Source organism: Kitasatospora sp. P5_F3, assembly GCF_054049135.1.
This window is the reverse complement of the sequence record NZ_JBFUMY010000003.1, coordinates 167,787-190,316: the sequence shown is the minus strand read 5'-3', so window position 1 is coordinate 190,316 and position 22,530 is coordinate 167,787. Positions and strand designations below refer to the sequence as shown.

The following is a 22,530-nucleotide window of genomic DNA, read 5'->3' as shown; positions in this document are numbered from 1 at the left end:
CGATGCAGGCGAGTTCGGCTGTCTTTGCGACAGTCGCGGCCGAGGGACCGGTCGAGTGTCGGATCGGTAGGCACGGGGCCCGGCGGATTCCGGGGATCGGGTTGCAGTACTTCACGGATGCCGGGTCCTGGGTCGATGCGTTCTGGCTGTCTGTCATCTGTCGGGAGCCGCGGTGCCGATCGCGCTATTGCGGGACTCCGGGGCGCAGTTCGACGAGTACATCTATGCGTGGGTGGGAGCCCTGCAGGCGTACCGGCGCCAAGGGCCGCAGCTGATAGAGCGGTTGTCGGAGGCGATCGAGGGCGCGGACCCCGACGTGGTGCGAGTGGCGGATCATGAGGTGCTGCTCAAGCTGCTGTGTCCGCCGATCGCCGCGTTCCACCAGCTGGTGCAGCGGGATGGGAAGAAGTTCAACGCGGCGTTGGCCCGTGGGCTGGAGCTGCACCGGGAGTACTGGACGGCGGACGAGGACCGGGTGGAGGACTCCAACGGGTTGGTCGCGCTGTCGTTGCTGGGAATCGCGTGCCTGGCGCACGATTCCGGGCTGACGGTCGAGGTGGAGTCGGATTACCTGCCGAAGAATCTGCTGCTGCGCAGTTGGGTCGGGTGGTACGAAGCCTGAATGTCTGCGGCCGTCTGACCTGCAAACTGGGCGGCGAGTACCGGATCTGACAGAGCGACGGTTTTGAGGCGATTACCTTGATGCGCATTGACATCAACGACCCGGCGATCGACATGGACGGGGAGCAACGCCTGTACTACGACGGGGAGCTGTTCACGGGTGAGGTGTTCGAAGGTTCTGCGGACGACCCGGTCTCGCTGGAGACCTACCGCGACGGGTTGCTGCACGGCCCCTGGCGGTTGTGGTACCTGGACGGGAGCCCGAGAGCACAGGGGGAGTTCGTCAACGGCGCCTTCGTCGGCGAGGTCCTGGCCTGGCACGAGAATGGGCGGCTGGAGTCCCGCAAGCTGTACTCGGCGTCGGGAAGCAAGCTTGCTTCCTACGCCTGGGACGAGCAGGGTCAGCAGACCCGAGCCTGGACGTCGTCGGAAAAGTGAGCCGTCGTAGTGACGGCTGAACGCCATGAGGGTCGTACGGCCTGACGTACCGGCCAGTGAGCTGCAAACCTCCTCGAGGGGTGCTCTGGGTCGGTGTCCGAAAGGTTCTCCCGTCGGTAGAGGGCGCTCCGCAGCTCGTCAGCGGGGCGTCCTTCACAGACCCGGCCGAACCGTGAAGATGAGTCAGCCACCGCCAGGCCCGGGCGTGGAGAACCGGAACCCGAGCCGCTCGCCGGACTCGTGCTGACGGAGGTTCAGGGCGACGTCTCGTCGTATTCGTTCCATCGGAACGGTGGTGTCGCTCAGCGGTGCTCATGTCTGGACCATTGACATGTCCGGTCGGCGGGCAGCATTCTGAGAGCGCTCTCAGAGTGCGGCGTCACCACCGCTGCCGGGCTGTCGCCCCTCCTTCCGGCCCATTCGCCGGTTGTCCCGGCAGTCCGGTGGTACCCCACCACCTGGAGGAACGACCCCCATGGGCACGAGACGAGCACCCGCACGCCGCACGATCGGCGCAGTCGCCCTGGCCGCCGCCGTGACGGCGGCAGCCGGGATCACCCTGGCGCTTCCCGCGGAGCAGGCCGACGCGGCGGTGCCGACCACCATCCCGCTCACGTTCACCAACAACTCGGGGCGCACCGAGCCGGTGTACATCTACAACCTCGGCACCCTCCTGACTACCGGTCAGCAGGGTTGGGCCGACGCCAACGGCACGTTCCACGCCTGGCCGGGCGGGGCGAACCCGCCCGTGCCCGCGCCGGACGCGTCGATCGCCGGGCCCGGCAACGGCGGGACCAGCACCATCCGGATGCCGAAGTTCTCCGGCCGGATCTACTTCTCGTACGGGCAGAAGCTCGTCTTCAAGCTCACCACCGGCGGCCTGGTCCAGCCGGCCGTGCAGAACCCGAGCGACCCCAACCGCAACATCCTCTTCAACTGGTCGGAGTACACGCTCAACGACTCCGGGCTGTGGATCAACAGCACCCAGGTCGACATGTTCTCCGTGCCGTACGCCGTCGGCGTGAAGGCGCCGAACGGCACCGTCACGAGCACCGGTCACCTCAAGTCCGGTGGCTACCAGGGCTTCTACAACGCGCTCAAGGGTCAGCCGGGCGGCTGGGCGAACCTGATCCAGACCAGGTCGGACGGCACCGTCCTGCGGGCGCTCGCGCCGGGCCACGGCATCGAGTCCGGCGCACTGCCGGCCACCGCGATGAACGACTACGTGAACCGGGTGTGGAGCAAGTACGCCACCTCCACGCTGACCGTCACGCCGTTCGCCGACCAGCCCGGCACCAAGTACTTCGGGCGGGTCTCCGGCAACACGATGAACTTCACCAACAGCGCCGGGGCCGTCGTCACGAGCTTCCAGAAGCCCGACTCCGACAGCATCTTCGGCTGCTACAAGCTGCTGGACGCCCCCAATGACCTGGTCCGCGGCCCCATCTCACGTACCCTGTGCGCCGGTTACAACCGCTCCACGCTGATCACCAACCCGAACCAGCCGGACACCAGCGCCGCCGGCTTCTACCAGGACACCGTCACCAACCACTACGCGCGGAAGATCCACGCGCAGATGGCCGACGGCAACGCGTACGCCTTCGCCTTCGACGACGTCGGCCACCACGAGTCGCTCGTCCACGACGGCAGCCCGCAGCAGGCGTACATGACGCTCGACCCGCTGAGCTGACGCCGCACCGTCAGTGGTCCCGTCCGTCGTCTCGGGCGGGCGGGGCCGCCTCGGTGAGGAGTTCGCGCAGGACGGCTGCGTGGCTGTGGTCGAGGTCCTTGGAGGCGGTCAGCAGGATGACCGGGCCGGCGGACAACAGGGCGCGCAGGGAGGACAGTTCGGCCTGGGCCTCGGGGGTGGAGAGCTCGGCGAGGTAGCGCGAGCGGAAGGTGGGGAAGTCGCCGCCGTCGTGGTACCAGCGGCGGAGCTCGGTGGAGGGCGTGAGTGGCTTCGGCCAGCCCCCCCCCCCCCCCGACGGGGTGTCAGGACGTGGCGGCGGCAGCGCGTTCGGCAGCGCTGCGCTCGACGCAGAACTCGTTGCCCTCGATGTCGGCGAGGGTGACCCAGCCGCTGCCGTCGGGGCGGCGGCGGTCGGCGACCAGGGTGGCGCCGATGGCCAGCAGGCGCTCGACCTCCTCGTCGCGGGTGCGGTCGCTGGGCTGGATGTCGAAGTGCAGGCGGTTCTTCGCAGCCTTGCCCTCGGGGACGACGACGAAGAGCAGGTCGATGCGGTCACCCACGATGAGGGCCTCGGGGTCACCGGGCTTGTCGTCGTCGGCGAGCTTGCTGCCGAGGACCTCGGCCCAGAACGAACCGAGCCGGTAGGTGTCGGCGCAGTCGATGGTCACATGATGTACAAGAGAAGCCATGGCGGACACTATGACGCCCGGTCAGATGATCGTCCAGAGGATATGTGGGGTGGCGTGAAGCCGACCGCCGGCGGATTCCGGTCCCGGCTGCGGCGGTAGGGCCGGCCACCTCTCACCGGTCGGCTCCAGGGCAGAGGGTCTTCGAGCGGGACGGTCTCATGCGGTGGGCCCGCTGATGGCGCCGGTGGTGTGCAGGTACTTGCGGGCGTACGCGATGGCCTCCGGCGTCGCGGCGAACACCCGGCCCTCGTCCCGTAGTTCGGTCAGCACGCCGAGGGCGTCCAGGGTCTTGAGGTGGTCGTCCTGGGCGCCCGACACCAGCACCAGGACGTGGTGGCGGCGCAGTTTGGCGATGACGTCGCCCAGGACCAGGGCGCCGGTGGCGTCGATGGCGCTGACCCGGGAGAGGCGCAGTACGACGACCTTGACGTCGGTGGTCTCGGCGAGCTGGAGCAGGAAGCGGTGGGCGGCGGCGAAGAACAGCGGCCCGTCGATCCGGTAGGCCGCGATGTGCTCGGCGAGCAGCGCCTGTTCCTCCTCGTGGTGGTCTCCCGGGCCGGCACCGTCGTGCAGCGGTACCTGTTGGAGGGTGGCGGCGCGGGCGACCTGACGCAGCGCCAGGACACTGGCGACGACCAGGCCGACGATGACGGCGGTCACCAGGTCGAAGGCCAGCGTCGCGGCGGCGGTCAGGAGCAGGATGGCAGCCTCCCCGCGGCCGCTGCGGGCCAGCGCCCGCAGCGAGGCGACCTCGACCATGCGGATCGCGGTGGCGATCAGTACGCCGGCCAGCGCCGCGAGCGGGATTCCGGAGACCAGGGGGGCGGCGGCGAAGACCACCAGCGCGAGGACGGCGGCGTGCACCAGGGCGGCGAGGCGGGAGGCGGCACCGGAGCGGACGTTGACGGCGGTGCGGGCGATCGCGCCGGTCGCGGCGACGCCGCCGAACAGCGGGGCGACGATGTTGGCCAGGCCCTGCCCGAACAGTTCGCGGTCGCTGTCGTGCCGCTCGGAGACGCTCATCGCGTCCGCGGCGGTCGCGGACATCAGCGACTCGAGCGCGGCCAGCGCGGCGACGGCCAGCGCCGCCGTGGCCAGGCTGGGTACGGCGCCGACGTCGAGGAAGCCGAGGGAGGGCAGCGGCAGTCCGGCGGGCAGGTGTCCGATGGTCGCCACGTCCAGGTGGGCGAGGGTGGCCACGAGTGTCGCGGCGACCACGGCCAGCAGGGAGAACGGAACCCCGGGCCGCAGGCGGGCGCCGACCAGCATGACCAGGGCCACCCCGGCGGCCAGGGCCGGGGTCGGGAGGGTCGGGTGGTCGGCGAAGTCGGCGATCGCCTGCCCGGCGGCGACCGCCACGTTCCGGGCTTCGCCGGGCTGTACGCCGAGGGCGGCGGGGACCTGTTGCAGGCCGATGACACCGGCGATGCCGAGGGTGAAGCCCTCCACCACCGGGGCCGGCACGTACGGCATGAACCGGCCCGCCCCGCCCAGCGCGAGGGCGATCAGCAGGAGGCCGGCCAGCAGACCCACCGTCAGCACCCCGGAGGTGCCGAACCCGTGGACGATCGGCACCAGCACCACGGTCATCGCACCGGTCGGGCCGGAGACCTGGAAGTTCGAGCCGCCGAACACCGCGGCCAGGGCGCCGGCGATGACGGCGGTGGCCAGGCCCGCTTCGGCTCCGGCACCGGAGGCGACCCCGAATCCGAGTGCGAGCGGCAGGGCGACGATCGCCACCGTCAGGCCGGCGATCAGGTCCTTGCGCGGGGAGCGGCCCATCGAGGCGAGCATCGTCCGGTCGGGCAGCACCGCGCGCACCCGTGCTCGGACCCGGCCGAGCGGTGCGGCGGTGGCGGTCGTGCTCATGCGCTCTTCGACCCGGTGTTCTGCTCGCGCAGTTCGGCGAGCAGTTCGCCCTGGTCGGTGATCATCTCGGTCAGGATGCGGCGCGCGGTCCGGAGCAGTTCGGCCACGTCGGGGGTGCTCAGGGCGTAGACGACGGTGTTGCCCTCGCGGGTGGCGGTGACCATCTGGGTACGGCGGAGCACGGCGAGCTGCTGGGAGAGGCTGGAGGGTTCGATCTCGATCTCGGCGAGCAGGTCGCGGACCGGGCGCGGGCCGTCCTGCAGGATCTCCAGGACCCGGATCCGGGCGGGGTGCCCGAGGGTGCGGAAGAACTCCGCCTTCGCCTGGTAGAGCGGTGTGGCCATCAGCTCTCGCCTTCCTCTTCCGCGGCCTCGTGCGCCAACTGGATACCGTGGTGGGCGGCGAGCCGCAGCAGCCCTGCCACCCGCCCGGCGTACGCCTGCGCGCCGTCCTCGTCGCCCGCCGCCCTTGCCCGGGCGAGCTCCTGGCGGGCCTGGGCGAGTTGCTCGCGCAGCTCCTGGTCGAACATCTCGCTCACAGCCGTCCTCCCCGTGCCGTCGCCTCCCGGCTCGGCCGCACCTGCACCACGTGGTCACGTGGTGACGAAAGAAGCATCTATGAATGTGAAGAATTCTTCAAGTTACAGTCGTTGCAAGCCATGACCGGTCCGTAAGCGTCCGATTTCGGTCGGCAGTGTGCACTCTCCGCTCCGCCAAGGACCGGGTCCGTACGCTCCGGATCAGATGCGGGTGCGATCCAGGAGGTACTGACGATGCTGCCCCGGCGGCGCCTGGTGTTGGCCGGCGCGACCTTGCTCGTGCTGGCGCCGGTGCGCGGAGCGGTCCCGGCCCGCAGCCCCGACCGGCGCCGCTCGGCCGAGCCGCCGACCGAGGCGGGCTCAGGTCCACTCACCCCGGCCCAGGCCTTGCAGATCCTGCACGAGGGCAACGCACGCTGGGCGGCCGGGACCGCGGCCCATCCCCATCAGAGCGTGGCCAGGAGAGCGGAAGTGGCCGCGAAGCAGCGCCCGCTGGCCACCGTGTTCAGCTGCATCGACTCCCGCGTACCGCCCGAGCCGCTCTTCGATGTCGGCCTCGGGGACCTGTTCGTGGTGCGGACGGCCGGCCAGACCAACGACGACCTGATCGAGGGGGCGTCCGACTACGGCTCGGAGGAGGCCCGGACCCCGCTCGTCCTGGTGCTGGGCCACCAACGCTGCGGCGCGGTGACGACCGCGGTCCGGGCCCTCAACAGCGGATCGACCGTTCCCGGGCGGCTCCAGAAGATCGTCGACGCCCTCACCCCCGCCTACCACTCGGCGAGGAACCTGCCCGGAGACCAGATCGACAACACCGTGCGCGAGCAGATCAGGCTCATCGCGGCCCAGCTCAGGAGAGACCCGCTGCTGAGCGGAGCCGACGGCGCAGCCCAGGTCGTCGGGGCCTACTACTCCCTCGACACGGGCGTCGTCGACTTCACCGTCGGGTAACGCCGGCCGGAGACGGTGACGACCTCACCGGGTACCCGGCAGGTCCTGACTCCACGTCAGATCGCCTCACGCCGCCTACTGGCCCGACCCGGCCGCCCTCGACGGCTCCTGGCGACCCCCGGCGGTCACCCGGATCCAGGCCTGACCGCACCAGGTCACGCCCGTGCGCAGGTGTGCGTGGAGTTGCCGTGACCAGGGAAACCGCAGGCCGTTACCTTCGCGCGCGGCCGTCGTTCTGGATCATGGCCGTCCGGCCGACACCCCGAGCGAAGGTGCAGCCAGCCCATGCGCACACCGTCAGAGACCGACGGCCCGGCTCACCTGGCCTCGGCCTCGGCCTGGCCGGAGTCCGGCACCGGGCCGTTGGCCGTGCACCCGAAGGTCTTCCGGGACGAACTGGCAGCTGCCGCCGAGTGGGTCGCCGACTACCTCCAGGGGATCGCGCAGCGTCCGGTGACCCGGCCCGTCCCGCCGGAGCACCGGCAGGCCATGGCCGCCGGGTCGCTGCCGCAGGACGGTCAGGACCTCGGCGCGCTGCTGGAGTTCGTCGACCGGGCCATTGCCCCGTACCCGACCGGCAACGGTCATCCCGCCTTCTTCGCCTGGATCAACTCGCCGCCGTCCCCGGCCGGGGTGATCGCCGAGCTGCTGGCCACAGCGGTCAACGCGACCTGCGGCATGGGCGAGCACGCCCTGATGGACCTCGAACGCGGGGTGCTGCGCGACCTGGCCGCGCTGGCCGGCCTCGCGCCGACCGCGGGCGGCGTGCTCACCAGTGGCGGTTCGATGGCCAACCTGCTCTGCCTGGGCGCCGCGCGTACCTGGTTCCTGCGGCAGCGCGGTGCCACCGACGGCCCCGCCTACGACCAGGCTCATGCGCGTCTCGTCGCCTACCACAGCGACCAGGCCCACATGTCGGTCGCGAAGGCGGCTGCGGTGATCGGCCTGCCGCCCTGGCGGCTGCGCGCCGTGCCCACCACGGCCGACCGGTGCATGGACGTCGACGCCCTGCGGGCGATGGCCGACGCGGACCGCGCGGCCGGCCTGCTGCCGTTCTGCGTGGTCTCCAACCTCGGCAGCACCGCGAGCGGCGCCGTCGACCCGATCGAAGCGATCACCCGGGTCTGCCACCAGGCGGGCATGTGGCACCACGGCGACGGCGCCTGGGGCGGGCTCGGCGCCCTGGTCCCCGAACTGGCCCCCTCCTACCGAGGTGTCGCGGGCCTCGACTCCCTCACCGTCGACCCGCACAAGGCCCTGTCCGTCCCCGTCGGCTGCGGCGCCGCCCTCGTCACCGACCCCTCCCGGCTGCGCGACGCGTTCACCTTCCGCGCGTCCTACCTCGAGGGTGACCAGGACTGGCCCTGGATGTCCGACTACACGATCGAACTCACCCGCCCCGGGACCCGCGCCCTCACCCTCTGGGCCACCCTGCGCCACCTCGGCCGGGACGGCGTGGTCGCCCTCCTCCAGCGCTACCAGGACCTCGCCCGGTACCTGCGGCAACGTGTCCTGGAGTACCCCGAACTGGAACTGTGCACCAGCGGTCCGCTGCCGGTGGTCTGCTTCCGCCTGACCACCCGTCAGGACGCGGGCCGGCGGGCCCCGGAGGCGGGCCTGCACGCGGCGGTGGCCGCCCGCGTCCAGGCCCGCGGTCACGCCTACCTGGCCACCGTCAGCCACGACGGGGAGACGGTCCTGCGCGCCTGCGTCTGCAACCACCTCACCACCACCGACGACGTGGACACCCTCCTCCGCGAGGTCCTGGCCGCCGCCGACCACCTCCGGCTCGGCTGACCCACCAGCAGCTCGCCATGGATGGCCTGAACGAGTGGGCCCGGGCGCGTCCTGCCCACGCCGAGGAGCGCGATGTCGTCCTCTGCGGGGGGCTTACAGGGTTCCTACCGTCGTGGCGGCTAGGGTCGGTGACCATGGGATTCGGTGGGGTGTGGCGTCGGTGGCGGCCAGGGCGCAGACGGTGGCTCGCGGGGGCGGCGGCCGGTGCGGTGCTGGTGGTCGGCGGGGTGACAGTCGCGGCCGGTGGTGAGGAGCAGGCGTCGGTCCGGCAGGAGGAGAGTCGGCTCTCGATGCCGGAGGTGCCCGGTTCGGCTGGGCAGGTCAGCATCGACACCTCGTTCTTCACCACGGGCAGCACCCCGCGCCCGGCGGTGCTGCTCGCCCACGGTTTCGGCGGCAGCAAGGACGGTGAGCGGGACCAGGCGGAGCGGCTGGCCCGGCAGGGGTATGCGGTGCTGACCTGGTCGGCCCGGGGGTTCGGGGCCTCGACCGGGAAGATCGGGCTGGATGCGCCGGACCGCGAGATCGCCGACGTACAGCGGCTGGTGGACTGGCTGGCGCAGCGCCCCGAGGTGCAGTTGGACGCACCGGGCGACCCGCGGGTGGGCATCAGCGGCGCTTCGTACGGTGGCGGGGCCGCGCTGCTCGGCGCCGCGTACGACCCCCGGATCGACGCCGTGTCGAGCCAGATCACCTGGTGGAACCTGAACGAGGTGTTGTTCCCGCAGGCCGTGGGCGGCGCTGACGGGGTGTTCAAGAAGCTGTGGGCCGGGATCTTCTTCACCACCGGCTCGGCCGGTGGCCTGACGGGGGGTCAGCCGAAGCAGCAGGACGGCCCGGTCGGCTGCGGCCGGTTCTCGGACGAGCTGTGCGCGATGTACGACCGGGTGGCGACCACCGGCCGGGCGGACGCCGAGGCGGTCGGGCTGCTGGACCGGTCCAGCCCGTCCTCGGTGGCGGCGCGGATCAAGGTGCCGACGCTGGTGGTGCAGGGCCAGCAGGACTCGCTCTTCCCGCTCGACCAAGGGGACAGGATCGCCAAGGCGGTGGCCGCCAACGGGGCACCGGTCGCGGTGGACTGGTTCGCCGGCGGGCACGACGGCGGGACCGAGGGCAGCGAGCGGGTGGAGGGCCGGGTCGCCGCCTGGTTCGACCACTACCTGAAGAAGCAGGACAACGACACCGGCCCGGCCTTCCGGGTCACCCGGACCGGCGGCCTGGACTCGACCGGCTTCGAGGCGGTGCTGCGCGGCGCGAGCGCCGACAGCTACCCGGGCCTGGGCGGCACGGCCACCCGGGCGTTCGAGCTGACCGGCCGCGAGCAGAGCATCGCCAATCCGCCCGGCGGCGCCCCGCCGAACATCTCCGCCCTGCCCGGCATCGGAGCGTTGAGCCAGCTCTCCTCGGTGGGCGCAGGCCTGGCGATCGACTTCCCTGGCCAGTTCGCGAGCTTCGACTCCGCGCCGCTCGACTCGACGCTGCACCTCACGGGTGCGCCCACCACCACCGTCCGGGTGCAGACGGACCGGCCGGACGCGGTGCTGTTCGCGAAGCTGTACGACCTCGATCCCGACGGCAAGCAGACCCTGCCGCAGCAGCTGGCCGCTCCGCTGCGGGTGACGGGTGCGGCGGACGGGAAGACGGTGACCGTCCAACTGCCGGCCGTGGACCACGAGTTCGCGGTCGGACACCGGCTGCGGCTGGTGCTGGCCAGCAGCGACCTCGGGTACGCGTCGCCGGTCGAGCCGGCCACCTACCGGATCGCGCTCGCCGGACCGCTGACCGTGCCGACGGTGGACGGCCTGCGCACCGAGGCGGCGCCGCTGCCCGCCCGGGTCTGGCTGCTGCCGCTGCTGGCGGTGGCGGTGGCCGCCCTGCTGCTGGTCAGGTTCCGGCGGACGAAGGTGGCCAGGTACGACCCGGCGCTGGCCGAAGTGCCGCTCCAGATCGTCGGGTTGAGCAAGCGCTACCACGGCTCCGCCGACCGGTACGCGGTCCGTGAGCTGGGCTTCCGGGTGGAGCGCGGCCAGGTGCTCGGTCTGCTCGGGCCGAACGGTGCGGGCAAGACCACCACGCTGCGGATGCTGATGGGGCTGATCCAGCCGGACGAGGGCGAGATCCGGCTGTTCGGCCACGCCGTCCGCCCGGGGGCGCCGGTGCTGTCCAGGGTCGGGGCCTTCGTGGAGGGCGCGGGCTTCCTGCCGCACCTGACCGGCCGGGCCAACCTGCGGCTGTACTGGCAGGCCACCGGCCGCCCGGCCGAGGACGCGCACTTCGAGGAGGCGCTGGCGATCGCCGATCTGGGCGAGGCGCTGGACCGCGCGGTGCGCACCTACTCGCAGGGCATGCGGCAGCGGCTGGCGATCGCCCAGGCGATGCTGGGCATGCCGGAGTTGCTGATCCTGGACGAGCCGACCAACGGTCTCGACCCGCCGCAGATCCGGGAGATGCGCGAGGTAATGATCCGGTACGCCGCCGCCGGACGGACCGTGATCGTCTCCAGCCACCTGCTCTCCGAGGTGGAGCAGAGCTGCACGCACCTGGTGGTGATGGACCGGGGCCGGCTGGTCAGCTCCGGGCCGGTGGCCGAGATCATCGGCGGCGGCGAACTGCTGCTGGTGGCCACGCCGGCCACCGAGCTCGCGCAGAAGGTGGTCGAACTGCCGGGCGTGGGCGCGGCGGAGGCGGTCGAGCAGGGCCTGCTGGTACGACTGGACGGGATGACGGCGAGTGAACTGGTGGCGGAGCTCGTGAAGTTGGGCGTGCCGGTGGAGGGCGTCGGGCCGCACCGCCGCCTGGAGGACGCGTTCCTGTCGCTGATCGGGGGTGCGGCATGAGCACGGTGGTGGAACAGGCACCGGGCTACCGGGCCCGCCGGACGCTGCCGCTGCGGGTGGAGGCGGTGCGCCAACTGCGCCGCCGCCGCACCCTGGTGATGGGCGGGGTACTGGCGGCGCTGCCCTTCATCGTGCTGGCGGCGTTCCAGCTCGGCGGCAACACCCCGGGCCGGGAGGGCAGGACCAGCTTCATCGAGCTGGCCACCTCCTCGGGCCTCAACTTCTCGGTCACCCTGCTGTTCATGGGTACCGGCTTCCTGCTGGTGATCCCGGTCGCGGTGTTCTGCGGCGACACGGTGGCCTCGGAGGCGGGCTGGTCCTCGCTGCGCTACCTGCTGGCCGCGCCGGTGCCCCGATCCCGGCTGCTGGCCCGGAAGTTGACGGTCGGGCTGGCCTTCTCGGCGGGTGCGGTGCTGCTGCTGCCGCTGGTCGGCCTGCTGGTCGGCACGGCGGCGTACGGCTGGGGCGACCTGCGGCTGCCGACCGGCGTGACCCTCCCGGCGGCCGAGGCACTACCTCGGCTGGGGATCGCGGTGGCGTACGTCTTCCTGGCCGAACTGGTCATCGCCGCCCTGGCGTTCTGGCTCTCCACGGTGACGGACGCACCGCTGGGCGCGGTCGGCGGGGCGGTCTTCCTGTCCATCATCACCGGCGTACTGGACGCGGTGACGGCACTCGGCGATCTGCGGCAGTGGCTGCCCGCGCACTGGCAGTACGCCTGGGCGGACGCCCTGCAGCCCCGGCTGGAGTGGGGCGGGATGCTGCAGGGCGTCACGCTCTCGGTCAGTTACGCGGTGGTGCTGGTGGCTCTGGCCTTCCGCGGCTTCGCCCGCAAGGACGTGGTCTCCTGACGGACACCCGCGCTCCGGGCCCAGCCATCAGGGGCTCGGGGAACTGCGACGCCGACCTCTGCAAGGTGATCCGTACGTAAATGGTCAGGCACTTTCGCAGTGACCCGCACGCCAGATCTCCTCGCAGTTCCCCGAGCCCCTGGGTAGTGCAACTGAGCGCCCTGCACAGGGTCAGCGCGGCGACCAGACCCGCTCGATCCGCTGGGTGCCGGTGCGGGTGCGGTAGCCGCGGGCCCACTTGCTGGTGGCGTCGCGGCGGGTGCGGTCGGAGAGGACGTAGTAGTCCATCTGGACCTGCTCGGGAGTGACGTCCAGGACGCCGTAGCCGTGCGAGTCCAGGTCGACCCACTTGACGTGCCGGTTGGCACCCTCGATGGCGGCGGCGGCCAGCAGCGAGACGGTCTGCGGGGCCACCTTGAGGATGTCGTCGATGTTGTCCGAGGTCACCGAGGTGACCACGAACTCGGTCGCCGCGCTGCCCGAGGCCGGGTAGGTGGCGGCCTCGTTGGGCACGTCCGAGGCCCAGGCGGAGTGGATGTCGCCGGTCAGGAAGACGGTGTTGCGGATGCCGTGCGAGCTCAGGTGGCCGAGCAGCTCGCGGCGGTCGTGGGTGTAGCCGTCCCACTGGTCGGGGTTCACCGCCAGGCCCTCGGAGGGCAGGCCGAGCAGCTGGGCGAGCGGGCGGAGCAGGTAGCCGGGCAGCGAGAGGAAGGCCACCGGTGAGATCATCACCGAGTTGCCGACCAGCCGCCAGTTGGTGTCCGAGGCGGACAACCCAGCCTTCAGCCAGTCGAGTTGGGCCCGGCCGGTGATGGTGCGGTCGGCCGAGTCGACCTCGCCGGTGCCCGCCTTGGCCTGTGCGCTGCGGAACGAGCGCAGGTCGAGCAGCGAGAGGTCGGCCAACTTGCCGTAGCGCAGCCGCCGGTAGGTGGTTCCGGCGATGGAGGGCCGGACCGGCATCCACTCGAAGTAGGCCTGCTTGGCCGCCGCGACCCGGTCCGCCCAGTCGCCCTCGGTGCCCGGCGTGTGGTTCTCCGCGCCGCCCGACCAGGCGTCGTTGGCCACCTCGTGGTCGTCCCAGATCGCGATCGTCGGGATGATGGCGTGCAGCGCCTGGAGGTCCGGGTCGGTCTTGTAACGGCCGTGCCGGGTACGGTAGTCGGCCAGGTTCAGGATCTCGTGCAAGGGCGCGTGCGGACGCACCACGGTGCCCCGGGCGGCGAACTGCCCGGTGCCGTACTCGTAGATGTAGTCACCGAGGAAGAGGAACGCGTCCAGGTCGCCCCGGGCCGCCAGGTGCCGGTACGCGGAGAAGTAGCCCGCCTCCCAGTTGGCGCAGGACGCCACGCCGAGCCGCAGCCGGCCCAGCGCCGCGTCGGTGGCCGGGGTGGTGGCGGTGCGGCCGACGGGGGAGCTGACGCCCTCGGCGGTGAAGCGGTACCAGTACGTGGTCGCCGGCCGGAGACCGCGGACGTCCACCTTGACGGTGTGGTCGGTGGCGGCGGTGGTGGTCACCGTGCCGGAGACCACCACGGTGGCGAAGCCCCGGTCGGTCGCCACCTGCCAGCTCACCGGGGTGTCGGGGCCGTTGCCGGAGCCGGGGGTGGCGTCCGGTGCCGGGGTGAGCCGGGTCCAGAGCACCACCCCGTCGGGGAGCGGGTCGCCGGAGGCGACCCCGTGCAGGAACTCCGGCGCGGCGACGGCGGTGGCCGGCGCGGCAGCGGCGAACGGGAGGGCGGCGGCACCGGCGGTGAGTGCGGCGGCCTGCAGGACCCGGCGGCGACGCGGCCGGGCGAGGGACATGGCATCGGTGGGCTCAGTCACGTCCAGCAAGGCTACTGATCGGTAAGTAGTTGTCCAGAGCACGGACTGACTGTTTGTCGGCTCTTCACCCCGGCGTTGCGGACGCGGCCGGGGCTGGTGGGGCGATCGGGGTGGGTGATGATGGTCCGGTACGTCGAACAGCTGACCCGAAGGAACCAGACGTGGCCCAGATCGTCCTCTTCCACTCCGCGTACGGCCTGCGCCCGGCGGTGCACCAGGCCGCCGACCGGCTGCGCGCCGCCGGCCACCAGGTGCACACGCCGGACCTCTACGACGGCCGGGTCTTCGACGACGTCGAGGCCGGGATGGCCCACAAGGAGGAGATCGGCAGTGAGGAGCTGCTGCGCCGGGCGGTGACCGAGGTGGGCCCGCTGCTCACCGCCGACGCCCGGCTGGTGTACGCCGGGTTCTCGCTCGGCGGCGCACTGGCGCAGAACCTCGCGCTGGCCGACGAGAAGGCGCTCGGGCTGCTGCTCCTGCACGGCACCTCCGACATCCGTGAGGACGCCGCCACCGGGATCCCGGTCCAGCTGCACGTGGCCGACCCCGACCCGTTCGAGTCGGAGGACTGGTTGAACGCCTGGTACCTCAACCTCAGCAGGGCGGGTGCCGACGTCGAGATCCACCGCTACCGGGGCGCGGGTCACCTGTACACCGACCCCGAGCTGCCCGACCACGACGCGGAGGCCGCCGAGCGGACCTGGGTGGTCGCGCTGGACTTCCTGGCCGAGATCTCCGAGGGCTGACCGCGTCAGGCAGGCGTGGAGAGGCGGCGTACGCAACCGGAGGCGCCCCACACATTCCTGCCGCAGCGTCAGTTGACGTTGTACGCTCGCACAAGCCCCCGGCATCAGCTGGCGTGAGCATGGTGGCTTATAGTCTGACCGGCATTCCCGTCCTGGGCACTGCCGGGCACTGACCCGGCCGTTCCGGTATGCGGAGTGGGATCTCACCGGAGCGGGGCCGGCGGAGTCCCGTCGGTGCGGGCTGCCGTCGCCGAGTCCCGAACCCGCCGCACAGTGCGTCGATCAGTCGGGAGAAGCGAACAACATGAGCCCCTTCAGCAGTCGCAGGTGTCACGCCGTGGCAGTCGCGGTGGTGGGCACGCTGACGTTGAGCGCCTGCGGTGCGGACGGTACGACGGTCGACAAGGCCTCGCTGCACGACCGGCTGCCCGAGGCCGTCCGTACCGCCGGGGTAATCCGGGTGGGCGGCTCCTTCACCGCCGCCCCGGTGATCTTCAAGAACACGCAGGGCCAGCCGGACGGCCTGGACATCGACCTGGCCGCCGCGATGGAGAAGGTGCTCGGGGTCCGGTTCGAGTTCGAGGACGCCGGGCCGTTCGCCAACGTACTTCCCGGGCTGTTCGAGAAGAAGTACGACATCGGGATGTCCGGGATTACCGACACCCGTGAGCGCCAACTGGGTATGGACAAGAACGACAAGCAGATCAACGACGGCGTGGACTTCGTGGACTACTTCATGGCCGGTATCGGCATGGTGGTCAGCAAGGGGAACCCCAAGAAGGTCGCAGCCATCGACGACCTGTGCGGCCGGACCGTCGCGGTCAAGAAGGGCACCACCCACAACGACCTGGTGGCCAGGCAGCAGAAGGCGTGCGAGCACACCACCAAGCCGCTCAAGATGCTGGAGACGGGCGCCGACGCGGAGGCGCTGGAGTACGTCCGCACCGGGGCGGCCGAGGTCTACGTGACCGACTACCCGAAGGCGCAGCACAACGCCACCACCATCGGGGAGGGAAAGACGTACGACCTGGCCGGCTCGCAGATCCAGTCCCGCCCGTACGGCATCGCCCTCCGCAAGAGTGACCGCGAGCTGCGTGACGTGCTGATGAAGGCGATGAACGAGTTGATCAGGAACGGCACGTACGACGAGCTGCTGGCGAAGCGTCAGCTGTCCGCCGGTGCGATCCAGAACTCGGTGGTGAACGGCAGCCAGTGAGCACGCTGCCCGGCTGACGGCGGCGGCCGGGCGCTCGTTGGACGATCCGACAAGAGGTTCGACCAGAGGTTGGACAAGGGGAAGGTCGGGCAGCCGGACAGGTTCGCACGGATCGGCGGGGGAGGACAGCCTTCGCACAGCGCCGGTGGGCGGACTGTGCACGCTGCACAGTCCGGTCCGAGATGGGTTGGTGGCGGGCAACGTATTACCGCCGGGTACTGGGCGGGTTCGGCGGGCCGGTGCTGTGATGTGTGCCGGTCCGGAGCCGCCGGACCGAAACCCCCACCCCACTGGAGGACTTCATGTCCATCCGCTCCCTGCTGCGCCGCTCCGGACGCGCCGCCGCGGTCGTCGCGGCCGGACTGCTGGTCGTCGCCGGAACCACCGTCCCCGCCGGTGCGACCGACCAGTCCGCGATCACTGCCGCCCAGCAGCTCGCCGCCACCGCGCTGCCCGGTGCCAACGACTTCTCCTGCACGCCGAGTTCGGCCCACCCCCGGCCGATCGTGCTGGTGCACGGCACCTTCGTCACCGCCACGCTGAACTGGATCGAGCTCGCCCCGCTGCTCAAGGCCGAGGGCTACTGCGTCTTCGCCCCCACCTACGGCCGGATGCCGAACGTGCCGCTGCTGGCCGCGATCGCCCCCGCCGCCGAGTCGGCCGAGCAGCTCCGGGTCTTCGTGGACGGCGTGCTCGCCGCCACCGGTGCCGCCGAGGTCGACATGGTCGGCCACTCGCAGGGTGGCCTGATGCCGCGGTACTACCTGAAGAACCTGGGCGGCGCCGCCAAGGTGGGCCGGTTCGTGGCGATCTCGCCGACCAGCCACGGCACCACGCTGTCCGGCCTGGCCACCCTGCTCCAGGGCATCGAGGGCGCCCCCGAGGCGCTGCTGGAGAGCTGGTGCCCGGCCTGCCTGGACCAGACGGTCGGATCGGCCTTCCTGGCCGCGACCAACGCCGGCGGCGACACGGTGCCCGGCGTCGAGTACACGGTGCTCGCGACCCGATACGACTTCGTCGCCACCCCGGTCAACTCCCAGTTCCTGACCGGTCCGAACGTGCGCAACGTGCTGATCCAGGACCTCTGCTGGACCGACCTCTCGCAGCACGCCACCATGCAGGTCAACCCGGAGACGCTGCACGAGGTGACCAACGTGCTCGACCCCGCGCACGCCACCCGCACCGGCTGCCGTCTGGTCCCCTGACCCACCGCTCCCGCACGTCGAGAAGCACGGCCCGGCCGGGCACGTACCGGAGGAGAACCGCTCAGCAGCGCGCCGGGCTTCGCTCCGCAGCTGCGCACGAGGTCAAGAGCTGAGGGAGCAGCTACGGTCCCGAGCCCCGGACCGTAGCTGCAACTGCCGGAGGGTCAGTTCAGGCCCGGGATGCGGTTGTTGCGGAAGAGGTCGACGAAGATCTGGTGGTCGCTGCGGGCGCGGTCGCCGTAGGTGAGGGCGAAGGAGACCAGCATGTCGGCGAAGCCGTCGGTGTCGTCGCCGATCGCCCGGTCGATCGCGTGCTCGGTGGAGAACGGCACCAGGCCGTGCCCGCTGGAGGACTCGTCGGCGGCGGCGTGCATGCCGGCGGTGGCCCGGCCGAGGTGGGTGACCACGTCGCGGAGGTCGGCCGGTTCGGTGAGGTCGGTCCAGTCCAGGTCGGCCGAGTACGGGGAGACCTCGGCGACCAGCATGCCCTGGCCGCGCAGGGTGGCCCAGCCGAGCCAGGGGTCGCTGGCGGCCTGCAGGGCGCGCTGGGAGATCACCGTACGGTGGCCCTCGTGCTCGAAGTAGCCGCGGATCTCCGGGTCCGTCACGTGCCGGGACACCGCCGGGGTCTGACCCTGCTTCAGGTAGATCACCACGTCGTTCTCCAGGGCGTCGGTGTGGCCCTCCACCAGCACGTTGTACGAGGGCAGGCCGGCGCTGCCGATGCCGACGCCCCGGCGGCCGACCACGTCCTTGACCCGCAGCGCGTCCGGCCGGGTACGGGTGGCCGGGGGCAGGGTGGCGAGGTACTGCTCGAAGGCGGCCAGCACCTCGGCGCGGGTGGAGTCGTCCAGTGGGATCGCGCCGCCGCCGGAGCGGAACCGGCGTTCGTACCCCTCGATCACCGTCTCCCGCTCCAGCAGCGCCACCCGGGTCTGCAGCCGGGCCCCGCGCAGCGTCTCCAGCAGCGGGCCCTCGGCGGTGTCCAGGGTGTAAGCCTCGGCCGGTGCGCCCGCCGCCAGGTCGGCGATCCGCGCCCGGTAGGCGGTGGCGAAGGCCCGGACCAGCTCGGCGATGGTGCGGTCGGAGAGCGCCTTGGCGTAGCCGAGCAGGGCCAGGCTGGCGGCCAGCCGCTGGACGTCCCAGGTGAAGGCGCCGACGTACGCCTCGTCGAAGTCGTTGACGTTGAAGACCAGCCGGCCCTCGGCGTTCAGGTAGGTGCCGAAGTTCTCCGCGTGCAGGTCGCCGTGGATCCAGACCAGGCTGGTCTGCTCGTCCAGGTACGGCGCGCCGAACGCCTCGAACGGAGCGGTGGTCAGGTCCGCGTAGTACAGCCCGGCGGTGCCCCGGTAGAAGGCGAAGGCCGAGGCGGCCATCTTGCGGAACTTCACCTTGAACGCGGCCGGGTCCTCGGCCAGCAGTCGGCCGAAGGCCTCGTCGAAGACCCGCAGGATGGTCTCGGCCCGGTCGGGCTCGCGCTCGGCCGCGTTCTGCTGCTGCATGGGGATCGTCCTCTGTGCTGGGTCGTCGGTCATCGGTCCTGGAACGGATGACGACACAGTATTCGGACAGGTTCCCGAGCGGCTGCTCAGGCGGGGGTGAGTGCGGCGCTCCGGGCGGCCAGGGCGTGCCGGAGCAGCTCGGTGCGCTCGGCCGGGTCGGTGGCGCCGAGCAGCGCGGCCAGTACGGCGATCCTGGACTGCCCCGCCCGCAGCGTGCCGGTCGGCAGGGCGCCCGCGGCGACCAGGTCGACCGCACCGCCGTGGGTGTAGATCTCGGTGACCGGGCCGGACTGCACCCGGGTGGTCAGCGCGACCAGCACGCCCCGGGCGGTGGCGGCGGCGACCGCCTCGACGAACTCCGGCGTGGCGTTGCCCGCGCCGGTGGCCACCAGCACCACGCCCTGCGCCCCGGCCGCCACGGCGGCCTCGAACAGCGCCGGGTCGGCGTCCGAGTGGTGCATCACCATGTCCACCCGGGGCGGCACGGCCTCGGCGGCGGGGAGCGCGAGCGGGGTCGGGCGCTCGGGCTGACGGATGATCAGGGCGCGGCCGAAGCCGACGTCGCCGAGCCGGTCGCCGGAGGGGTCGGCGAAGGCGTTCGGGGCGACGGTCTGGGTCTTCACGGTGCCCCGGGCGGCGTGCACCTCGCCGTCGAAGACCACCAGCACACCCAGGCCGCGCGCGGTGGCGGCGGTCAGCAGGGCGTCGTGCAGGTTGCCCGGCCCGTCACCGTCGGCGGCGTCCAGCGGGAGCTGCGCGCCGGTCAGCACCACCGGGCGCTGGTCGCGGTGGTGCAGGTCGAGCAGGAAGGCCGACTCCTCCAGGGTGTCGGTGCCGTGGGTCACCACGATGCCGTCCACCCCCGGGTCGCGGAACACCCGGTGCACGGTGTGCAGCAGCTCCAGCTGGTGCCGGCTGGTCAGCCGGGGGCTGTTCACGCTGAACAGGTCGACCACCTCGACCGAGACACCCTCGGGGACGGCGGCGGTCGCCATCACCTCGCTGCCGTCGGCGTCGGCGGCGAATCCGGAGCCCTGCCACCGGCTGGCTATGGTCCCGCCGGTGCTGATCACGACGATCCGTGCCATGGGTGCCTCCTGAAAGGGGAACAGCCCGGCACCAGCTGTTTGCCGGGGCCGGGCTGCCTGTTGGTCTCCGCGGGTGGCGGAACGCTCACCAGCAAGAATAGGCGAATCAGTGCGCAATGCGATCGCGAATTCTTGCGAGACCTGACAGGAAGTGGGCAATATGATCGCGTGATGGATCAGATCGACAGGGATATCTTGCGCGAGCTCCAGCGCGACGGCCGGCTGAGCAACCAGGAGTTGGCCCAGCGGGTCGGGCTGACGCCCTCGCCGTGCATGCGCCGGGTCCGCCAGCTGGAGCAGGACGGGGTGATCCGGGGCTACCGCGCGGTGATCGACCCGGCCGCCGTCGGCCGCAGCTTCGAGGTGCTGGTCTCGGTCGAGGTCCGTCGCGAACGCGAGGCGGTGGAGGCCTTCGAGGCCGCACTCCAGGAGATCCCGGACGTGATCGAGGCGTACCGGCTGTTCGGCAGCCCCGGCTGCCTGCTGCGGATCGCGGTCGAGGACCTGAAGGCGTACGAGCGGCTCTGGATCGAGCGGCTGACCACCCTCGCCGGGGTCACCGAGGTCAACTCGCAGATCATCATGAAGCGGGTAAAGGAACCGAGCGGCCTACCGGTCGGCTGACGGCTGACGGGCGTCCACTTGCCGGGCGTCACCTACCGCCGACTGGACCCCCACCCGGGCTGACTCCGGGTCAGGACACCACCTGGAGAGTGCCCTTGGTCAGCAGCGCGGCCCGGCCAGGTCCGAGGTCCCGCAGGGCGCTGATCCGGCGGCTCGGCTGCGTACGTCCGGCCAACTCGCCCCCGGAGCCCAGGTGGAGGAGGGCGCCGGACTCACTGGCCACGACGAACCCACTGTCGGTCCTGGCCACGCCCGGGGCGAGCGGAAGGCCAAGGTCCAGCCGCCACCGCGCCGACCCGTCGGTCGGGTCGACGACCAGGAATCCGGCTCGTCCTTCGCGCAACCAGGCCAGCCCGCCGCTGATTTCGGCTGCACAGGGCAGCAGATTGCGATCGTGCCGGACCAGCTGGTCGACCCGGCCCGAGGACAGTTGCAGGGTCGCCACAGACCGGGAGCCGACGCGAGCGAGGCACCGGTCCCGGTTGAACAGCGTGAGCACCGGCTGGTCACCGTCGGGCAGGGGCTCGGGCAGCTGCCAGCGGGTGAGTTCGGTGCCGTCGAGGGGATCGATCAGCCAGGCGGCCGAGCCGCTGCCCAGCAGCAGCCCGCCGCCCCAGGACACCGGCAGCGTGGTTGCCACAGGTTCCGAGGTCCGCCAGAGCGGGCGCCCGTCCCGCAGGTCGAAGGCGGCGAGCGGGGTGTACCCGCGCCAGCCGCCCACCACAACGGTGTTCCCATGGACGACCAGATGGCCGGTGAACCCAGGCAGTTGGACCCGCCACACCGGTGCACCGCTCCGCAGGTCGTGGCAGGACAACCGGTCGGGGGTCTGCGGCAGTACCAGGCAGCGGTCGCTGGCCACCACCAGGCCGCGGGGCCAAGTCCCGGCCGGTACATCCCAGTTGACCGACCCGTCGGCCCGGTCGAGACAGACCAGCCGGGTGTGGCGCTCGAGTACGACGAGCTGCCGGTCGGCCACCGCGAGCGCGGTGTGCCGACCCGGTTGGTGCAACTGCCGTTTCCATACGGTCGTCCCGATCACGGGCCCAGTGCACCAGAGGGCGCTCGGCTGCGGCAACGGGATTGCTGCTCAGGTCTGCAGGCGGCGATGAGGTGGGGTCAATCCCGGCGGGTGATGGCGAAGGCGCGGGCGGGGTTGGCCTCGAAGCACAACTGGGCGGTTTCGGTGCCGAGTTCGCGTTCGATCCGGGGTCGCAGTACCCCGGGCAGGTACGGCAGGCCCGGCCCTTCGCCGTCGGTGGCGCGGGCGGCGGCGGTGGTGGTGTCGCCACCGATCAGGAGGCGGTCGGCGTGGCCGGCCCCGGCGAGGGCGGCCAGGCAGTCGAGGAGGCGCCAGTCGGTGGTGTGGTGGGCGCGGGAGGGGCCGTCGAAGGCGAGGTAGGCACCGGCTTCGGCGGCCCGCAGGTGGGTGCGGGTGTCCGGCATCCGGTTGAGGTGACCGAGGATCACCCGGTCTGCCGGCACGCCGAGTTCGGTGCAGAGCACGTCCAGCGTCTCCAGAGCGCCGGTGCCCGCCTCCAGGTGGACGCCGATCGGCGCACCGGTGACGTGATGGGCCTCGGCGGCAGCCGCGAAGACCTGCCGGGCGTGCGGGTCGACCCGGTGGAAGCCACCGGCCACCTTGATCATTCCGGCTCGGACCAGGCCGTTGGAGCCCTGGATGCCCTCGGCCAGCTCGGTGATGAACAGCCGGGCCAGCCGGGGGAGCAGCCGGTCGAGCAACTCCGGTGGATAGTGGGCGGCCTGGTGCAGTCCGGTGGCGGCTATCAGGTGCACACCGGTGACCCGGGAGAGCATCGGCAGCAGGTCCGTCCGGCGGCCGAGGCCGACCGGGGTCCACTGCGCGAGCGCCCCGCCGCCCGCTGTGGCGAAGGCGCGCAGCTCCGCCTCGGCGGCACTGGCGCTGTCCAGTTCCTGGCCGGGCAGCCGGGGCGTGCGCAGGAACAGGTGGTCATGCGCGTCGACCGCGCCGAGCGAGGCCGGGTCGACATCGCCCAGCACGGTGCGCACCAGAGCGGTCATG

Annotated in this window: 21 protein-coding genes; 11 read left to right on the top strand and 10 right to left on the bottom strand. The window is 71.7% G+C overall.

Going from position 1 to position 22,530, the window contains the following annotated elements:
* Positions 1 to 172: 172 nt before the first annotated feature.
* The 3 genes from ACXJMZ_RS02490 (at position 173) to ACXJMZ_RS02480 (ending at position 2,749) form a co-directional block, all read left to right on the top strand.
* The gene (locus ACXJMZ_RS02490; protein ID WP_457028300.1) at positions 173 to 622 is read left to right on the top strand and encodes an immunity 49 family protein; all 450 of its coding nucleotides are present in this window, start codon (positions 173 to 175) and stop codon (positions 620 to 622) included.
* Between the two features lie 80 nt (positions 623 to 702).
* Positions 703 to 1,059: a toxin-antitoxin system YwqK family antitoxin gene (locus ACXJMZ_RS02485; protein ID WP_457028299.1), complete on the top strand. Its 357-nt coding sequence runs from the start codon at positions 703 to 705 to the stop codon at positions 1,057 to 1,059.
* A 475-nt stretch (positions 1,060 to 1,534) separates the two neighbouring features.
* The gene (locus tag ACXJMZ_RS02480; protein ID WP_457028298.1) at positions 1,535 to 2,749 is read left to right on the top strand and encodes a glycoside hydrolase family 64 protein; all 1,215 of its coding nucleotides are present in this window, start codon (positions 1,535 to 1,537) and stop codon (positions 2,747 to 2,749) included.
* Between the two features lie 10 nt (positions 2,750 to 2,759).
* Here ACXJMZ_RS02480 and ACXJMZ_RS02475 read toward each other — a convergent pair whose 3' ends face one another.
* From ACXJMZ_RS02475 to ACXJMZ_RS02455, 5 genes are all read right to left on the bottom strand, one after another.
* A complete protein-coding gene (locus tag ACXJMZ_RS02475) occupies positions 2,760 to 3,071 on the bottom strand; it encodes a DUF488 domain-containing protein (protein WP_457028317.1) in 312 nt (103 codons plus the stop codon).
* The gene (locus ACXJMZ_RS02470; protein ID WP_457028297.1) at positions 3,052 to 3,438 is read right to left on the bottom strand and encodes a VOC family protein; all 387 of its coding nucleotides are present in this window, start codon (positions 3,436 to 3,438) and stop codon (positions 3,052 to 3,054) included. The genes ACXJMZ_RS02475 and ACXJMZ_RS02470 overlap by 20 nt, the downstream gene beginning before the upstream one ends.
* 156 nt (positions 3,439 to 3,594) lie before the next feature.
* Positions 3,595 to 5,307 carry a SulP family inorganic anion transporter gene (locus tag ACXJMZ_RS02465; RefSeq protein ID WP_457028296.1) on the bottom strand — a complete coding sequence of 571 codons (1,713 nt, stop codon included), beginning with the start codon at positions 5,305 to 5,307 and terminating at the stop codon, positions 3,595 to 3,597.
* Positions 5,304 to 5,651: an ArsR/SmtB family transcription factor gene (locus tag ACXJMZ_RS02460; protein WP_457028295.1), complete on the bottom strand. Its 348-nt coding sequence runs from the start codon at positions 5,649 to 5,651 to the stop codon at positions 5,304 to 5,306. The genes ACXJMZ_RS02465 and ACXJMZ_RS02460 overlap by 4 nt, the downstream gene beginning before the upstream one ends.
* Positions 5,651 to 5,845: a hypothetical protein gene (locus tag ACXJMZ_RS02455; protein WP_457028294.1), complete on the bottom strand. Its 195-nt coding sequence runs from the start codon at positions 5,843 to 5,845 to the stop codon at positions 5,651 to 5,653. The genes ACXJMZ_RS02460 and ACXJMZ_RS02455 overlap by 1 nt, the downstream gene beginning before the upstream one ends.
* A gap of 234 nt (positions 5,846 to 6,079) precedes the next feature.
* Between ACXJMZ_RS02455 and ACXJMZ_RS02450 the strand changes: the two genes are divergently transcribed.
* The 4 genes from ACXJMZ_RS02450 to ACXJMZ_RS02435 all read left to right on the top strand — a co-directional run bounded on the left by ACXJMZ_RS02450 (position 6,080) and on the right by ACXJMZ_RS02435 (position 12,281).
* Complete coding sequence (locus ACXJMZ_RS02450; protein ID WP_457028293.1) at positions 6,080 to 6,796, top strand: carbonic anhydrase; 717 nt, start codon at positions 6,080 to 6,082, stop codon at positions 6,794 to 6,796.
* Positions 6,797 to 7,081: 285 nt separating this feature from the next.
* The gene (locus tag ACXJMZ_RS02445) at positions 7,082 to 8,593 is read left to right on the top strand and encodes a pyridoxal phosphate-dependent decarboxylase family protein (RefSeq protein WP_457028292.1); all 1,512 of its coding nucleotides are present in this window, start codon (positions 7,082 to 7,084) and stop codon (positions 8,591 to 8,593) included.
* A 134-nt stretch (positions 8,594 to 8,727) separates the two neighbouring features.
* Positions 8,728 to 11,430, top strand: a complete 2,703-nt coding sequence (locus ACXJMZ_RS02440) for an alpha/beta fold hydrolase (protein ID WP_457028291.1) — start codon at positions 8,728 to 8,730, stop codon at positions 11,428 to 11,430.
* Positions 11,427 to 12,281 (top strand): ABC transporter permease, encoded by an 855-nt coding sequence (locus ACXJMZ_RS02435; RefSeq protein WP_057236844.1) that lies wholly within the window; start codon positions 11,427 to 11,429, stop codon positions 12,279 to 12,281. The genes ACXJMZ_RS02440 and ACXJMZ_RS02435 overlap by 4 nt, the downstream gene beginning before the upstream one ends.
* A 171-nt stretch (positions 12,282 to 12,452) precedes the next feature.
* Here the strand turns inward: ACXJMZ_RS02435 and ACXJMZ_RS02430 are convergent, their stop codons facing one another.
* Positions 12,453 to 14,084, bottom strand: a complete 1,632-nt coding sequence (locus ACXJMZ_RS02430) for an alkaline phosphatase D family protein (RefSeq protein ID WP_457028316.1) — start codon at positions 14,082 to 14,084, stop codon at positions 12,453 to 12,455.
* Between the two features lie 131 nt (positions 14,085 to 14,215).
* Between ACXJMZ_RS02430 and ACXJMZ_RS02425 the strand changes: the two genes are divergently transcribed.
* From ACXJMZ_RS02425 to ACXJMZ_RS02415, 3 genes are all read left to right on the top strand, one after another.
* Positions 14,216 to 14,851, top strand: a complete 636-nt coding sequence (locus ACXJMZ_RS02425; RefSeq protein WP_457028315.1) for a dienelactone hydrolase family protein — start codon at positions 14,216 to 14,218, stop codon at positions 14,849 to 14,851.
* 337 nt (positions 14,852 to 15,188) lie between these two features.
* The gene (locus ACXJMZ_RS02420; RefSeq protein ID WP_457028290.1) at positions 15,189 to 16,067 is read left to right on the top strand and encodes a transporter substrate-binding domain-containing protein; all 879 of its coding nucleotides are present in this window, start codon (positions 15,189 to 15,191) and stop codon (positions 16,065 to 16,067) included.
* 302 nt (positions 16,068 to 16,369) lie between these two features.
* A complete protein-coding gene (locus ACXJMZ_RS02415; RefSeq protein ID WP_457028289.1) occupies positions 16,370 to 17,272 on the top strand; it encodes an esterase/lipase family protein in 903 nt (300 codons plus the stop codon).
* Between the two features lie 164 nt (positions 17,273 to 17,436).
* Here the strand turns inward: ACXJMZ_RS02415 and ACXJMZ_RS02410 are convergent, their stop codons facing one another.
* Both ACXJMZ_RS02410 and ACXJMZ_RS02405 read right to left on the bottom strand, forming a co-directional pair.
* Positions 17,437 to 18,774: a DUF2252 domain-containing protein gene (locus ACXJMZ_RS02410; protein ID WP_457028288.1), complete on the bottom strand. Its 1,338-nt coding sequence runs from the start codon at positions 18,772 to 18,774 to the stop codon at positions 17,437 to 17,439.
* 86 nt (positions 18,775 to 18,860) lie between these two features.
* Positions 18,861 to 19,862: an asparaginase gene (locus ACXJMZ_RS02405; RefSeq protein ID WP_457028287.1), complete on the bottom strand. Its 1,002-nt coding sequence runs from the start codon at positions 19,860 to 19,862 to the stop codon at positions 18,861 to 18,863.
* 171 nt (positions 19,863 to 20,033) lie between these two features.
* Between ACXJMZ_RS02405 and ACXJMZ_RS02400 the strand changes: the two genes are divergently transcribed.
* A complete protein-coding gene (locus ACXJMZ_RS02400) occupies positions 20,034 to 20,486 on the top strand; it encodes an Lrp/AsnC family transcriptional regulator (RefSeq protein WP_457028286.1) in 453 nt (150 codons plus the stop codon).
* Between the two features lie 70 nt (positions 20,487 to 20,556).
* Here ACXJMZ_RS02400 and ACXJMZ_RS02395 read toward each other — a convergent pair whose 3' ends face one another.
* Complete coding sequence (locus tag ACXJMZ_RS02395; protein ID WP_457028285.1) at positions 20,557 to 21,528, bottom strand: outer membrane protein assembly factor BamB family protein; 972 nt, start codon at positions 21,526 to 21,528, stop codon at positions 20,557 to 20,559.
* Positions 21,529 to 21,605: 77 nt separating this feature from the next.
* Positions 21,606 to 22,529, bottom strand: a complete 924-nt coding sequence (locus ACXJMZ_RS02390) for a phosphotriesterase family protein (protein WP_457028284.1) — start codon at positions 22,527 to 22,529, stop codon at positions 21,606 to 21,608.
* Position 22,530: the final 1 nt, after the last annotated feature.